This is a genomic window from Pseudanabaena sp. UWO311 (assembly GCF_006937785.1).
Lineage (GTDB): Bacteria > Cyanobacteriota > Cyanobacteriia > Pseudanabaenales > Pseudanabaenaceae > Pseudanabaena.
This window is the reverse complement of sequence record NZ_SJEE01000022.1, coordinates 1-16,374: the sequence shown is the minus strand read 5'-3', so window position 1 is coordinate 16,374 and position 16,374 is coordinate 1. Positions and strand designations below refer to the sequence as shown.

Genomic DNA, 16,374 nt, shown 5'->3' with positions numbered 1-16,374 from the left:
AACCTTTTATGTCTATGGATTTGAGCTTTTTAGCTGTGGGTAAGGCAAGGTCGAGATTTTGTGCTCGGCTTTGTAAGTAGTATTTTCTGACAAATATTTTGTCAAAGCTTCAGGATGATAATCCCAGTTTAATAGACCAGCTAGCCCCATAAACAAACCGAAAGCGGCAGGAACCATAGCTGCACCATAAAGCCAACCTTTTTGGGTGAGAGATGTCATTGCTAGCAAGGCGATCGCAAGGGCAAACGCAGCTTCTGACAAGTCAAACTGGTCATCATGGACATTCAACTGCTCGTAGAGTTTTTCAGTATCTAAGGCTTGCTGCTGTAGTTTGTCTTTTTCTTTATCTTGTTTAGCAGCGATCGCTTCATACTTGGCAATTTCTTTACTGTACTCAGCAAGGGCTTTGGTCTGCTGTGTCGCCAGAGCTTGTAACTTTAATTGAGCAACTGTCGATTTGGCAATTTCCGCGCGAACATTTCGAGCTTGATAAAATGCCCATGTATCAATGCGATCGGCTTGAGCTTTTTGCATGGCTTGGACTACATTGTCACTTTTAACTTTGCATACGCCCATAAAGGTAACAAACAAAACTACTGTGATCGCCACGTAATTATTAAGCTGATTCTTATTTTTGTTTTTTTGCTCTTTTGGCGAATCATTTTGCTTTTGAGAGCTGTCTTGATCTCCTAATTCTTTAGGTTCATCTTCGTTGTTTTCCTCAATAATCTCAGAGATATCAGATATTTCCATAACTTTTGGCTGTGTCTTTCTGTAAAAATATTTGCTAAATTAGGACAGTTAAGATACGAAGTGCAATTCACCGTATATCTTATTCAGCTGTTAGATTATATGACAACGTGATGGGTGATCTAGTTCTAGAAACTATTTAAGAAATAAAATCTGTCGTGATAAAGCTTTAAGGGATTCCCCCGATCCCCTTTCTAGTAGGAGATCCCAAAAAATTCTTAAGTAGGTACTTAGCGAAATTGTGAAGCAGAAATTTACATTACAGGAAAAATCTATGCCAAAAAAAATTATCAGCGCTCGCCTATCACGCTCACTTGTTTTAGGGATGATGCTGGCTATATCAGAAGTTGGCATCAAGCCTTCCTATTCCAATGCTTTGAAGGATATCCCCACTAAAATAATCACGATTGAATCTATTGATCGACCTAAAAATATATCTTCCGAACCAACTTCTACATCAGCGGATGTGCTTTTACAAAAAGCCGAAAAACTTTTTGATCAGGGTAATTTTCAAGAATCTTTAAAGCATTACCAACAAGCTTTAATTAATCATCGTAGCCGAGGCGATCGCCTTGGTGAGTCAATTGCCTTAACTGGGATTGGCTCAGCACAGATTGGACTATGGCAAGAAGCCCAATCTCTAGAAAATTTGCAGCAAGCACTCGCGATTCAACAGTCACAGCAGGCAAGTTCAACATCTGCGGATAAGAAGCTTTTTCTGAAGGCGGAAGGTGAAACTCGATATCAATTGGGCAAGGCTTATATAGGTCTAGAACAATATGCTAAAGCTCTGCCATTGCTGGAGGAGTCATTAGCAATTCGCAAAAGAGTAAAAGATAGCTATCGTGAGGGAAAAACCCTTGCCACGATCGGAATTATTTTTGTAAAGAAATTTGATTTCCAAAAATCGCTCCAGTATTTTGAACCTGCTCTAGAACTTAGTCGTGCTGAGGGAAATCGCGCCGCAGAAGCACAAAATCTCTTCTATTTAGCTTCAGCCTATGGGTTACTCGGTCAAAAGGATAAATCTTTGGCGATGACTCGGCAAAGCTCGATCGCATATCAGCAGCTTGGCAATTTTTTAGGAGAGGCAAGTGCTCTGAATCTGGAAGCAAATATTTTAAACATATCATTTGAATATACCAAAGTATTGCAGCTAAATCTTAAAGCTTTAGAATTGGTGCGAAAGGCAGGCGATCGACCTCGCGAAGCTGAGCAGCTCAACGCTGTTGCCCAATCCTATCGTAATCTCACCGAATTCCCTAAAGCAATCGAAATCTATCTCCAAGCTGAAAAAGTCTATCAACAACTAGGAGATCGCGCTGGGGAAGGACGCAATTTAAAAAATATTGCTGAAGTCCGTCTTGCTCAAGGACAGAATCGCGAAGCTTTGGTTCTCTTTGAACAAGCGAGTACTATTTATCGAGATCTGACTAATACTGCTAATGCTAAACCCAGCGATCGCAATACTCTCGCGAGTATTCTCGTTGGTCAAGGGAGCCTCTACACTTCACTTAGTCAATATCCAAAAGCCCTTAATACACTTCAAGAAGCCAGATCAATCTATCAATCGCTAGGTGATGTCACTGGTGAAGGAGTAGCATTAATGTTTACAGGAGCGGTTTATTCTCAATTGGGGGAGCCTGAGAAAGTATTAGAACTTTTTAAAAAATTGCCTAAATCAATTACAAGCGTCCCCCAAATCCAAAAAATGCAGCAATTCTTAATTGCGGCATTAAGAACCAATCCATCTTCAAAAGATCCCCAAGCCCAATTAAAATCCACATTGAGTTTATTGGAGTTTTTTAAACAATCGGGCAATCGTGCTTATGAAGCCTCAATGCTTTCACAGTTAGGCTCTATATATTCGGAGCTAAATCAAGCGGCTCAAGCGATCGCCTCCCATCAACAGGCATTAGATATATATCGAGCCATCGGCGATCAGGCTGGTATTGGTTCTGCTCTTTATAGTCTTGGTTTAACCTATACCTTGTCAGATCAGAATGATAAGGCTTTTCAGGCTTTTCAAGACTCAATCCCCTATGCTCGTGAAGTTGGCGATCGCAACCGAGAAAGTAAGTTAGTCGGGAATTTGGGCTTGTTGATCAGGCGACAATATCCTGAACTAGCGATCGCCTTCTACAAACAATCAGTTAATTTGACTGAATCCATCCGCAAAGAACTGCGTGCACTGTCTTTAGAGCAGCAAAGATCCTATCAACAGACTGTTGCTGCTAACTATCGTGTCCTAGCTGCTCTTTTATTGGAAAAAGGACGAGTAATGGAAGCATTACAGGTTTTGGATTTGCTGAAAGTACAGGAACTCCAAGACTACTTACTAAACGTCAAGGGGAATGAGCGAACTGCCCAAGGCATATATCTATTTCCTGAAGAAAGTTCACAAGTTCAATTAATTACGGCTCAGCCGATAAATTCTATTAAACCATTGGTAGATGGGAATCAAAAGATCGTCCAACAATTGCTTCAAATGGCACCCGCAGAACTCAATCGCGTCCCTGACTATTTGCAAAAACTACCTCAAGGTCATGCTTTGCTCTATCCACTGCTTTTAAGTGATCGCATAGAACTGATTTTATTTATACCTAACAAACCACCAATTCATCGATCTGTGGCGATTAAAGAAGTAGAGATCAACCAACTAGTTATAGATTTTAAAGCAGGGCTACGCGACACTGACTCGTTGGATGTGATTGAACCTGCAACTAAACTCTATAATTTGCTAATCAAGCCTATCGAAGCCGACCTTGCAAATACGAATACCATTCTCTATGCCCCTGATGGACTCCTACGCTATATCCCAATTGCTGCACTCTATGATGGCAAACAATGGCTGGTTGAGAAGTACCGCGTTAACAACTTAATTGCTTATAGTCTCAGTGACTTTACACAAAAGCCACAAAGGCAACTTCGTATCTTAGCGGGAGCATTTGGCGGTGCTCAAAATACTACTAAGTTTGGACAGGTTGCTCTGCCCGCTACAGTTACCGAAGTTCAATCTATTTCTGATGCTTTGCCTGATACGACAAAACTAGTGGCAAACGATTTCAGTCGCAAAGCTACTGAAACCCAAATGCAAAATAAAAATATTGTACACTTAGCGACTCATGCCGAGTTTAACTCTGGTAAACCCGAAGATTCATTCTTGATTTTTGGTAATGGCGATAAGATTTTGCTCAGTGAAATGAAGGATTTACCAATGTCCAATGTTGACTTGATCGTTCTCAGCGCTTGCCAAACTGGAGTCGGGAAATTAGGTAATGGCATTGAAATTTTGGGATTTGGTTATCAAGTGCAACGGGCTGGTGCAAAAGCAGCGATCGCATCTCTCTGGCAAGTAAGTGATGAGGGGACGCAAGCGTTAATGCAAGCATTTTATAATGATGTCAAGCAAGGCGATCGCTCTAAGGCTGAGTCTTTACGACAAGCGCAAATCGCGACAATTCGCTCTAAAAATTTCTCGCATCCCTTCTATTGGTCAGCATTCATTTTAATTAGTAATGGTTTGCAACAATGAAATTATTTTTAATCTTTGGGATTTTTTCAGCCGCAACTTTCCTTTTATTTGTCCACAGCCTAAATGCAGAAGCAGTTTCGACCGAAAATCTAAGCTTTGAACAATGGTGCTTGCAAAAAAAATCACTCTCTCCTGAAACTAAAAATACAATTGATGTACTACTAAAAAAGTCTGGTACTCAAGACTGCAAAGCGGCTGATAAAAATCTCAATAGTCTTTCTGAACTTAAGCTCGAAAAGAATCAGATCAGCGATATTAGACCGATCGCTAGTTTGAAAAATTTAACGAAGCTGGGTCTTGACAACAATCAAATTAGCGATATTCAACCAATAGCTAGTTTGAAAAAACTAACTGGAGTCTATTTATCAAGTAATCAAATTAAAGATATTAAAGCTCTAGAAAATTTAGTTGCTTTAAATGAGATTAATTTGAATAGCAATCGCATTAGTAATATTGAACCGCTTAAAAATTTGACTAAACTAATCATACTCAATCTGCATGGCAATAGCATCACTAATGTTCAGCCTTTACAGAAGTTGAAGAATTTGAGCGTGTTATCGTTGTCTAAAAATCAGATCAAGGATATCAAGCCGATAGCAGGTCTAATTAATTTAAAAGTACTTTGGCTCTACGGTAATCAGATCAGTAATATTAAACCCTTAGCAAGTTTAAATCGTTTATCTAGACTTGAACTTCACCAAAACCAAATTAGTGATATTAACTCTTTACAGGATTTGAAAAGCTTGACGCTTCTTTCTCTCTCTGAAAATCGAATTAGCAATATTAAGTCTTTATCAAGCTTGACTAATTTGATCTCACTCTATCTCTCCAATAATCAAATCAGTGATATTCAAGCTCTAGCAAGTATGCCTGGTTTATATAGACTCGAACTGCATCAAAATAAAATTAGTAATATTAATCCACTATCAGGTTTATTTACTCTCAGGTCACTAACTCTTTTTGATAACCAAGTTAATGATATTAGACCTCTAGAAAAATTGTATAGTCTAACAGAGCTTTGGCTATCTAGTAATAAAATCAGTAATATCAAGCCTCTAGCTAATATTATTAATTTGAACACACTCTATCTCTCCAATAATCAAATTAGTGATTTGCAGCCTTTGTCTAGTTTGATTGGATTGAATAAGCTATATCTGTATAATAATGAGATAAGTGATTTAAAACCTTTATCTAGTTTAACTAAATTATCTGAACTTGGTCTAATTAGCAATCAAATTGGAAATATTAAACCTTTATCTAGTTTGACTAATTTGACTCTTTTAGAACTCAATGACAATCAAATTAGTGATATAAATCCCCTAGCCAGTTTGACTAATCTCAACCATCTTAGTATTAGTAAAAATCAAGTTAGTAATATTAAGCCAATATCAAGTTTGGCTAAATTAAAATTCCTTAATCTTTTAGGAAACGAAATTGTTGAAATTACGCCTCTAGTAGATTTAACCAATCTAATTGAACTTGATTTAAGTGGCAATAGAATCCAAGATATTAAGCCCCTATCAAGATTAACTAAATTAACTAAAGTTAGTCTTCAAGGCAATCGAATTAGCCAACAACCTTGCCCAATTCAGCCAGAATCTATTTGTGATTTTTTAGCACCTGCTTCTCTTCCAAACCCATTAAATTAGTACTTGTTGTGATGAGAGGCGAGCGTTTGGCTGAGTCATTTCTGATTCTATTCCCATGCTTCCAACTCGATCGCAACATTACGAAATAGCGCCAGAATGCGATCGCGTCGCACTTCAAAATTAGCGGCAACCAGAATAAACCCAATCCCCGCAAAGATACCAAGCGCCCACATCAGGAAAGAATATTGGGTGACTAAAGTTACGGCTTGGGAGATCACTAGCAAAATAAAAGTGAACGTTCCCATAAATAGATAGGCTCGGACTCGAAATGCCAGCCCTGCAATGATGAAGGCAGCACTTAATCCCCAAGTTGAGAGCGCAATACTGGGATTAGTAAAGGAATAAACAAAGGCAATTAGTCCCATGCCACCACTTAAAAGACTTCTAAAAGCATGGCGTAGATCTTTAGTACGAGGCGATTGCAGGTTTGGTTCGACTTGAGCAAAATATAGTCCAGTGAAGCCAATCACACAAATATTGATCAAAAATTTGAAGCTAGAAAATTCATTGAGACTCTGGGATATATTCTGAAAAATCGCCCAATCCCATAGAAAAACAGTGATGTAAGTGGCGCGGATTTGGTCTTGGACTTTGGCATAGATAGCATAGAAAATTCCGACGATGACTAGACATGGTATCGCGATCGCACTTTGAGTCATAAACGTAAAAATCAATGGCAATGCGAAAGCGGAATTATGCCAAGGTCGTTCTTCCCAGCCCCATTCTTCCCAAGGTGGCTGATAGAGAATCGCCGCAATAATACAGGCGATCACGGCGGCGTAGGGTTGAATCACGTTATTAATCAACCAAGGATTTGGGAATGCGAAGAAAATGAAATAGGCGATCGCGCCGATCGCAGTAGTTATACCTGTATAAATCCAAAGTTCTGATCCCCCTAAATCCCCTTTATAAATGTAACCTGAATCCATTCCCCCCTTTACAAGGGGGGCTAGTGGGGATCTCTTGCCCTGCGCGATCGCATAGGCAGCCAATGCGATCGCAACACCGCCGCCGAGCACACCGCTAGTTGTGGCAGGATTTAAGAAGCTTCCTAATAATAGAAAGATTGCGCTTGCAGTCCAATGTAAATGCGCGGAAATGCCAATCTCTCTATATGAGAGCCTTAAATATGGCGCGATCCAGTTAGCGAATAGCTTGTAGGCATAGGCGATCGCGCAACCTAATACCGCGAGAACAACTAAACCATCGCCAAGGCTCCCACCTTGAGGACTAGACAGCATTTGATAGAAAAGCAGTTCGTAAGCAGAGAATGTGGCTACGACCATCGAGAGATAGGTGAGCGCTTTGAAAACAGGATTAGATTGAGAAGATCTGCGTCCGATGCCGATGCCAATCAGTGATGTACTCAGTGAAAATAAACCTGTGAGACTGCTAAAGTTGCCAATCCTTAATAACGAACCCATCACCCCATAAATTAAGGGAATGATATCCCAACTGCGGGGATATTCATCTTTGCCTGTGCGTTTCATCCACCAATCGCCGCATAGCTGCGTTACGAATCCAAGCGCAATATTGGCGATCGCTAGCTCAATTGCTGAGCCATTGCTGATCACAACTGCGCCTGATGTGAGAAGTTCAACACTCCATGCGATTCCCCATTCTGTCCAAAAAGGTGATTTGCCTGTATCCTGCCAAATCCTATAAACTAGTCCTAAAGTGACTAAAACCGTACTGGGTAAAAGATTGACAAATAATTGATCGTTTTGATTAAAGCCAAAAACAAGTGCTGCTTGAGATGTTTGCAGAAGCAGTAATGCCGTGGAGAGAATCGCTGCCCAGATATCAAAAGCTTGGGAATAGGATTGATTTAAAGGTAAATTGAGGTTAGCAACATGGCGATCGCGGCGGTATTTGAGCCAATGATTGAGAACATATAAAAGTAAGACGCTGACAACTGCTCCATTAATTCCAAAGGTTAACTGAGCAACATATCCATCTCCAAATTTGAATTGCCAGAGTAACGAAGCGATAAACAGTAATCCATAACCAACTGTATTAAAGGTGGTCAGGAGCGATTTGCTGCGACGAGTATTAACCAGCATCAGAGCAAAGGCAATACCCAATCCAATCACCCGTGAACCATCGCCATTCCATGTTAAAAACTGGGCGATCGCTAGTCCAGCAATGCTCAGTTTAATCGCCAAATCGCGATCGGTAAATTCGCGCCAAGACCCTAAAAAAGTGAGAGAGATTGGAACAGATAGCCAAGCTATACCCCAGTAGCCTGAGGCAACTAATAATTCGCTGTTGTTAACTAAATTGTTACCAACAAGATTTCGTCCTGCCACAGAAGAACTCCACAGCAAGATATAGCTGAGCGCTGCTAAACTTGCGCCGATATGCCATGCGCTATCACGCCATGCTTGTAGGTGAAGATTTTCTTCTTGGGGACGCAGGCTCAGCTTCCCAATCACCAAAACACCACTCCATTCAACTAACATCGTGACTAAGAGAAACCCAGCCCATGCAAAGATAGCTGTGGAACGAGTGAAGAAGTATATGCCAGAGACGATCGCACTGAGAGTAACGATATGGGTGAAATAAACCAGACTATGCAAGTCTTTGCTAGTAGGCGATCGCCTTGCTTGGACGATGAATAGTGTGACTGCGGAAAGTGATAAATTAACAAATATAGTGGACGGATAGCCAACGCTAAGAATGGTCAGTAAAACTCCAAATCCTAAAGCTAGTAATTCACCCGTATTTGCTAAGTGATGCTTTTGGCGATCGCGATAAATTGCAGAGATCACTAAAGTGATAATCAAATAGGGAAATAATAAAATTCCAACCAAATTTATTTCAGCTTGAGTTTGGAATAAAGTTAATAATTGCTGAGTGAAATTCCCTTTCCAAGCATCAGGAATTAGCCTTTGAACTAACCAAAGAATTTGTAATCCCCAAAAGAATAAGTAAGTTAAATCACTCGATTCTTCGCGTTTAACTAAGCGATCGCACAGCATCCATGCAATCAATAAACTAATCGTAAAAGTCTGCCAAGGGTATTTGTCCCAAACCGATACCAGCCAACCTAAACCGAGGAGGATTTGACCGAGATTAGACTGAAATTTAATCGCTGATGGATTTGTTGTGGTTAAACTTGATGCTTCAGAAGATGACCCTGAAGGCGATCGCAACTTTTCGGCTTTGTTAGTAATTTGGACTAAAACCCAGCCGCAAACTCCAAAAGCTAAGCCTAATTTAAAAACGGAAACATTCCCAAATAAAAGCGCCCGACTAATTAGTAATACGGTACTATAAGCACCAGTAATCAGCGCAAGTGGAAATGTCGAACTGTCAGCAGTATTTAAACTTTGGCGGCGATTGAGAAAGGTGGAGATGGCAATAGCAATGATGCCTAGGTAGACGGCGATTAATGGATAGTATGGTGATAAGAACCAGCCAAGATGTAGCCAACCCAGAAATAAAATTGCCAAAATTGAGATTTGGCTAAGTTGCCTTTTTGTACGTTTTCGCGGCTTATTAGTTGACGAATCTTCAGATAAAATCTGAGCTTCTCGAAAGACAAAAGATGTTTCTAATAGAAAAACAGCGATCGCTGAAAGTAAACATCCTGCGATCGCACTGAGCCCAATTCCCGCAGGATTTTTAAGTAAGCCTAAGCCATCCATTGCCCAGAAATTAGCTGGCACTAGTAGCAATGTCACTAATTGCAAAGCACGAGTGGTCATCCGTAAGCGATCGTTTTTGCTTGTCCAGAAACCCACGCCAAAAAAGCCGAGGGTATAGGCAAGCAGCAATAAATATTGTATTTGTGGCGAAAAATTATCCCATTGACTAGCGGCGAGTAACCCCGATGAAACCACAACCAGAAACACACCTAAAAATAGCAACCACATGGTGCTGAATTCAGAAAGCAGCGATCGCACTGTTTGCGCAACTTTGCTTGGCTCTTGTGGGGCTTTGACTTTTGCGGGTATTTCAACAACACGAGATCGCGGCAATCTAGAGCCAGAAATATTCGCTGGAAGCAAAGTTGTTTCTGAATTTTCAAAACTATTAGCGGTCAATCTGGAAAGTACTGACTCAGCCGCTGTTGCTTTGATTTCACAAACAAAGCGAGTTTCACCAATTAGCTTGACTGACTTTTGAGTAATTAAGCCAAGCTCAAGGAATAAGTCCAGCCCTTGGAGAATCTGATCATTTTGAAATGCCACGATCGTCAGCCGATTTGCCGAACTTCGATTATTACGCCATTTAAAATCTATTTCAGAAATTAATCCCCACTCAAACCAAACCTCAAGTCCTTGAAGAACAACGCTATATGGCAATGAAATTTCCAGATCTAGGCGTAAATACTGCACTGGTTCAGCTGGCATGGGCAATCGCTCCAAGTCAAAATTCAGAGATCGCATTCATTATATGTTCAGTTGAAAATTACCAAATGCTAAGTACCAAAAAATTATTAGTATGCCTATAGTGCTTGGCACTCAAACCCAAACCGAGATATTTTTTGAAAGTTTTGCGAAGCAAAACTTTCAAAAAATATCTTGTGGTTCGTTTGATCGATAATTGCTGTAAAAGACTTAATGGCGAATTGAGTGGAACAAGGCTCATCATCAGATATTTCCTGTTAAAATATGTACAAGCATCATCTCTAAACAGCTATGGTTATTGCGAACTCTCAATCACCAGTAACTATTCTCGAAAATGGCGATCGGCTCGGTCGAGAAGAATTTGAGCGGCGCTATACTGCATCTAATATCAAAAAAGCAGAACTAATCGAAGGAATTGTACATGTGGCTTTGCCCTTACGCTTTACATCTCATGGTAAACCCCATAGTCAAATCATTGGCTGGTTAGTTACTTATCAATCAATGGTGACTGCGCTAGAAGTTGGTGTCGAACCCACAGTCCGCCTTGATGATGACAACGAACCTCAACCCGATGCCGTTTTATTCCGTATTGGTGGCAATGCTCAAATCGATGCTGATGGCTACATTACTGGAGCGCCTGAACTCATCGCCGAAATTGCCGCCAGTACTGTATCCTATGACTTATACAGCAAAAAACGTATCTACGAACGCAATGGCGTAAAAGAATACATTGTCTGGCGGACATTAGATCGTCAAATCGATTGGTTTATTTTAGAAAATGGCGAATATCAGAATTTAGAACCTGATAATTCAGGAATTATTCGTAGTCGAGAATTTGAGGGTTTGTGGCTAAATGTAAATGCAATTTTGCGAAACGATATGTCAGTAGTTCTTAAAACATTACAGACAGGAATCGCTAGTTAGAACAATTAGCGATTATCCATAACCACCACCACTAGGAGTTTCAATCACAAAGGTATCACCTACTTCCATTTGCACTGTGGCAGTACTTGGTAAATCGGTGATTTCTCCATTATTCCTAATCACATAATTCCGACCAGTTGCTCCTGATTCCCCACCATTTAGACCAAAGGGAGGAATGACTCGACTACTAGACAAAATCGCTGCTGTCATTGGTTCGAGAAACTTAATACGACGATTTACGCCATTTCCACCCTGATGCCTTCCATTGCCACCACTGTTCGCTCTGATTGCAAACTCTTCTAAAAGAACTGGAAATCGCCATTCCAAAATTTCGGGATCTGTCAATCGCGAATTAGTCATATGAGTTTGGATCGCATCAGTTCCATCAAAATCAATTCCCGCTCCAGATCCACCGCAAATCGTTTCATAGTACTGATAGCGATCGCTACCAAAAGTAAAGTTATTCATCGTGCCTTGCGAGGCTGCCATCACACCAAGCGCTCCATATAGAGCATTTGCGATCGCCTGCGAAGTTTCGACATTTCCCGCCACCACCGCCGCAGGATATATAGGATTGAGCATCGAACCTTCAGGCACAATTATTTCTAGAGGGACAAGGCAACCAGCATTAAGCGGAATATCATCATCAACAAGAGTCCGAAAAACATATAATACAACTGCCTTACAAACAGCAATCGGTGCATTGAAATTATTCAGAAGTTGCGCCGAAGTCCCCGTAAAGTCAATCTTTGCGGTTCTATCCTCAGTATTCAAACTAACCGACACCACAATCTGGCTACCATTATCAATCGGATAAACGAACTTCTGTTCATATTTTTCCTTTTTCCCTTTTCCTTTTTCCTTTCCTAAACTTGCGATCGCTTTACGAATGGCAAGCTCGGCATTATCCCGTACATGCCCCATATAGGATTGAGCAGTTGCGACACCATAATGGGCAACCATCCGCTGAAGTTCTTTTGCACCACAAGCATTCGCTGCAATTTGAGCTTGTAAGTCAGCAATATTTTGAGCAGGATTACGTGCAGGATATTGGCTAGAAGTCAGTAGAGCCAGAGTCTCAACTTCACAAAAGTGTCCACTTTCCACAAGCTGAAAATTATCAAATAAGATGCCTTCCTCTTCAATACTTGTACTATTTGAAGGCATCGAACCAGGGGTAATTCCACCAATATCGGCATGATGTCCCCGTGAGGCGACAAAGAAAGTAGGCATTTCACTAGCTCCAATAAAAACAGGTGTAATTACCGTGATATCGGGCAAATGTGTACCGCCGTTGTAAGGATTATTAGTAGCAAAAACATCACCAAGAAATATGCGATCGCCGCGATCGCGTATTAAAGCAATGACACTCTCGCCCATCGAGCCAAGATGCACAGGAATATGCGGCGCATTGGCAACTAGCTCACCCGCCCGATCAAAGATCGCGCAAGAAAAATCTAATCGCTCGCGGATATTAACGCTAGCGCTAGTGTTTTGCAGCGTAAAACCCATCTGTTCTGCGATCGATTGGAAGAGATTATTAAAAATCTCCAGCTTAATAGGATCAGGAGAACCCCCTGAATCCCCCTTGGGAAGGGGGACTTGAAGAAATTCTTCTCCCCCCCTTTCAAGGGGGGCTATGGGGGTACGCCTCAATATCAAACAATCATCATCCGTCAATTCCGCTTCCCAATTTGGCTCGATCGCATTAGTCCCCGTCGCATCAATAATCAACGCCGCCCCAACAATGCGATCGCCCACCCGCAAATCCTCCCGCTTATATATAGGCGTTTCCATCCACTGCCCACCCATATACACCCGCGCAGAGGCGATCGCAGCAGCCTCCCCAACTTTTTCTTTTTTTCTTTTTCCTTTTTCCTTAAACGCCTTCGGCATTTTCATAATCATCTCTACTGCAATCGCCTCAACGATCAACGCTTTATCTGAAAACACAAATCCATAACGCTCTTTATGTAAAGCAGCAAAACTAGTTTGCAAAAAGTTTAAAATTTCTTGAGAATAGAAACTCAAAGGATCAGCGATCGCAATAGTTAGTGACGAATCAGTACCTGCGTAGCGCAAACGTAAAGCTGTCTCGATTTGCAAATCCTGATCACTAGCACCATGTAAAATCTCATTTTTCGCCTCCTCGCTTAGCTCTAGAGCTAACATTTCTAATTCTGCAAGCAAATCTAAACTAAGCTCTGACTCGACCGAGCGATCGCGAATTGTCCGAACATCTGCCAAACCAATCCCATAGGCTGACAATACTCCCGCGTAAGGATGAATAAAAACTTGTGTCATTCCCAAGACATCTGCGATCGCACAGGCATGTTGTCCACCCGCTCCACCAAAACAACACAACACATATTCAGTAACATCGTAACCACGCTGCACCGATATCTTTTTAATCGCCATCGCCATTTTTTCGACAGCAATCTCCAGAAACCCTTGAGCGACTGCTTCGGGTAAAACTTGTTGACCTGTGGCTTGACCAATCGATTCCGCTAACTCTGTAAACTTTTGAATTACGATTTCGCGCTCAAGAGGCAAATCTCCGTCTTTCCCAAATACTTTTGGGAAGAAATCGGGCTGTAACTTCCCTAACATCACATTACAATCAGTCACCGCCAACGCACCGCCATTGCGATAACAAGCGGGGCCAGGAAAAGCTCCTGCTGATTCGGGCCCAACACGATATCTTGCACCATCAAAAAACAATAACGAGCCACCACCTGCCGCCACCGTATGAATCGCCATCATTGGCGTGCTAAGTCTCACCCCAGCGACTTCTGTAGATAGCGATCGCTCATAGCTACCTGCGTAATGGGCGACATCTGTCGAAGTTCCGCCCATATCAAAGCTGATAATTTTATCAAAACCTGCTTTTAGACTGGTTTGAACTGCTCCGACAATCCCACCTGCGGGGCCAGAGAGAATGCTGTTTTTACCTTGAAAAGAGTTTGCGTCGATGAGTCCGCCATTGGACTGCATAAACATTAGCTTTGTGGAATTATTGTCGAGATTACCAAGCTCAGCACTAACTCGATCTACATAGCGTCTGAGAATTGGCGATAGATAGGCATCGACTACGGTTGTATCACCTCGACTTATAAATTTAATTAAGGAACTAATTTCGTGAGATACGGAAACTTGTGTAAATCCAACTTGTTTTGCTAGTTTAGCCAAGCGCCGCTCATGGTCGGGATATCGATAACTATGCATTAATGCGATCGCGCAAGCCCTAATCCCTAAATTATAGATTTTCTGTAATTCTCTTAAAGCCAATTCCTCATCTAACGCAATGAGAACTTCTCCATGCGCACTATAACGTTCCTCAACCTCAATCACCTGTTCATAAAGCATCTCAGGCAAAATAATATGCCTTGCAAAAATATTCGGGCGGTTCTGATAACCAATTCGTAAAGCATCCCGAAATCCTTTCGTAATTAATAAAACTGTGCGATCGCCTTTTCGTTCTAAAAGTGCATTAGTCGCCACAGTTGTTCCCATTTTGATAGCCGTAATCTCAGCTACTGGAATAGGCTCAGACAGCGCAAGACCAAGAATATCGCGAATTCCTTGAATCGGGGCATCAATATAGCGATCGGGATTTTCAGAAAGCAGTTTATGCAATACAATCGCACCATCAGGCATCTGCGCGACAATATCGGTAAATGTACCGCCGCGATCGATCCAGAATTGCCATTTATTGTTGTCTTGGATCACTTCTACTGAACTATCACTCATTTTAATCTCAACATTCAATTCTCATCACTGACGTTACGTGGAAGTTTCTAAAGTAGGGGCGGGTTTTGCAGATAGCTCTTGCTTCATCACAGAATTATCAACTAAACCCGCCCCTACCGTATACACGATAGCCTGAGGGATAAGAGATGATGATTCCATCCACGTAACATCAGCCATCAGTATTTATAGCATTTCACAGAAATTCTCTACATGGTTTTATAAAATTGCTTGAGTACTAATCCCAAACGATAAGACCATGCTCTCTCATCATGACCGCCCTTCTTATCCTCATATTTAAACAGATCCTTACCAAGTTCATAGCCATATTGTCTCTCTAAAAGCTCAGACATCCTACGTCCCCATCTAGCAGCCTGTTGCTCAATCACAAAATTGTGGAAACCCTCTGAACGTTTGCATCCCCAGTCAATCCACAAATTAGGACGAAATTGGTTGTCTTGATGCAGATATTTATCCACAGTTTGCATTAAAGGAGAACTAGGCAAGTTAAAAACCCCACCCGCCCAAAATGATGGAGAGAGCGCGGCAATATTGCCAAAAAGATGGCAATTTAAACATCCCGTATAGAAAGCGGCTAAGCCACCATGAGACGAACCAAGAATAGTAGTAGACTTGCGATCGCTTATGGTCTTGTAATTAGTGTCGATAAAAGATTTCAAACGCGCCATATAATTAGAATATTCTGGCAGCCCACCACCTTCCTTTTTGAAAGGAGTTGTGAACTCTTCAACATGAAGATATTCGTAAGAACGATTGAGTGGATGAACAGCCACAATGATTACAGGCTGTATTTCTTGTTGTTGGTATAAATTGCTGATGACAATTGGTACTTCCCATGAGTAAGGACTCAATCCGCCAGCCCAGAAAGTAGTATTACCATCATTCATATAAACTACAGGGTAGCGATTATGATTGCCATAGGAGCGAGGCAGAAAAATATGTACTTTACGGGGCTGATCGCCTCGTTCTAACTGCAAAGCATCATAGGTATGAAAGTAGCCACTCTCATCTCCTTCGTCATGATAGTAAACTCTCTGTCCGCCAAGATTAAATTCATTAGCCATATGTAGATACTAAGCAGGGCTAAGGGATTTTACCACAAAGCACTTTTTCATAAACTTGACGAATTGCTTCAATAGACTTTATCGGAAATAAACAAAAGAAGTTGCTAAAATAGGTGCATTTCAGAAAATTGCAAGTTAGAAAATGCTGTCATACGCCAAACTAAAAAATAAACCTCGGATTCTACAAAGTTTGACAGGAATAAGTGTTGCCGAGTTCGAGGCAATAGTACCGAGTTTCGAGGCAGCATGGCAAGACTACATATATAAGCAATTCATTGAAGGTAGTGAAAGAAAACGAGAATATGGGGGAGGACGCAAGGCAGAACTAC

The 16,374-nt window shown here is 41.3% G+C and carries 8 protein-coding genes and 1 pseudogene; 4 read left to right on the top strand and 5 right to left on the bottom strand.

The window, feature by feature from the left end:
• Positions 1-12: 12 nt before the first annotated feature.
• Entirely contained in the window at positions 13-753 is a 741-nt protein-coding gene (locus PseudUWO311_RS16175) for a DUF4337 domain-containing protein (protein WP_142656280.1), read from the bottom strand.
• Between the two features lie 271 nt (positions 754-1,024).
• Between PseudUWO311_RS16175 and PseudUWO311_RS16170 the strand changes: the two genes are divergently transcribed.
• Positions 1,025-4,285: a CHAT domain-containing protein gene (locus tag PseudUWO311_RS16170; RefSeq protein ID WP_142656279.1), complete on the top strand. Its 3,261-nt coding sequence runs from the start codon at positions 1,025-1,027 to the stop codon at positions 4,283-4,285.
• The gene (locus PseudUWO311_RS16165) at positions 4,282-5,934 is read left to right on the top strand and encodes a leucine-rich repeat domain-containing protein (RefSeq protein ID WP_142656278.1); all 1,653 of its coding nucleotides are present in this window, start codon (positions 4,282-4,284) and stop codon (positions 5,932-5,934) included. The genes PseudUWO311_RS16170 and PseudUWO311_RS16165 overlap by 4 nt, the downstream gene beginning before the upstream one ends.
• Positions 5,935-5,981: 47 nt before the next feature.
• Here the strand turns inward: PseudUWO311_RS16165 and PseudUWO311_RS16160 are convergent, their stop codons facing one another.
• Positions 5,982-10,292, bottom strand: a complete 4,311-nt coding sequence (locus PseudUWO311_RS16160; RefSeq protein WP_190303533.1) for a hypothetical protein — start codon at positions 10,290-10,292, stop codon at positions 5,982-5,984.
• Between the two features lie 288 nt (positions 10,293-10,580).
• Between PseudUWO311_RS16160 and PseudUWO311_RS16155 the strand changes: the two genes are divergently transcribed.
• Positions 10,581-11,213: a Uma2 family endonuclease gene (locus PseudUWO311_RS16155; RefSeq protein ID WP_142656276.1), complete on the top strand. Its 633-nt coding sequence runs from the start codon at positions 10,581-10,583 to the stop codon at positions 11,211-11,213.
• A gap of 12 nt (positions 11,214-11,225) precedes the next feature.
• On the opposite strand, the gene PseudUWO311_RS16150 is transcribed toward PseudUWO311_RS16155, so the two are convergent.
• Genes PseudUWO311_RS16150 through PseudUWO311_RS16145 form a run of 3 tightly spaced genes read right to left on the bottom strand, consistent with a single transcriptional unit; the run spans position 11,226 to position 16,045 of the window.
• A complete protein-coding gene (locus tag PseudUWO311_RS16150) occupies positions 11,226-14,963 on the bottom strand; it encodes a hydantoinase B/oxoprolinase family protein (protein WP_190303532.1) in 3,738 nt (1,245 codons plus the stop codon).
• A gap of 33 nt (positions 14,964-14,996) precedes the next feature.
• Positions 14,997-15,140: a hypothetical protein gene (locus tag PseudUWO311_RS24095; protein ID WP_190303531.1), complete on the bottom strand. Its 144-nt coding sequence runs from the start codon at positions 15,138-15,140 to the stop codon at positions 14,997-14,999.
• Positions 15,141-15,169: 29 nt separating this feature from the next.
• Positions 15,170-16,045: an alpha/beta hydrolase gene (locus PseudUWO311_RS16145; RefSeq protein WP_142656275.1), complete on the bottom strand. Its 876-nt coding sequence runs from the start codon at positions 16,043-16,045 to the stop codon at positions 15,170-15,172.
• A 142-nt stretch (positions 16,046-16,187) separates the two neighbouring features.
• On the opposite strand from PseudUWO311_RS16145, the pseudogene PseudUWO311_RS16140 reads away from it, so the two are divergent.
• Positions 16,188-16,374: pseudogene (locus PseudUWO311_RS16140) on the top strand (transposase); the annotation flags it as partial.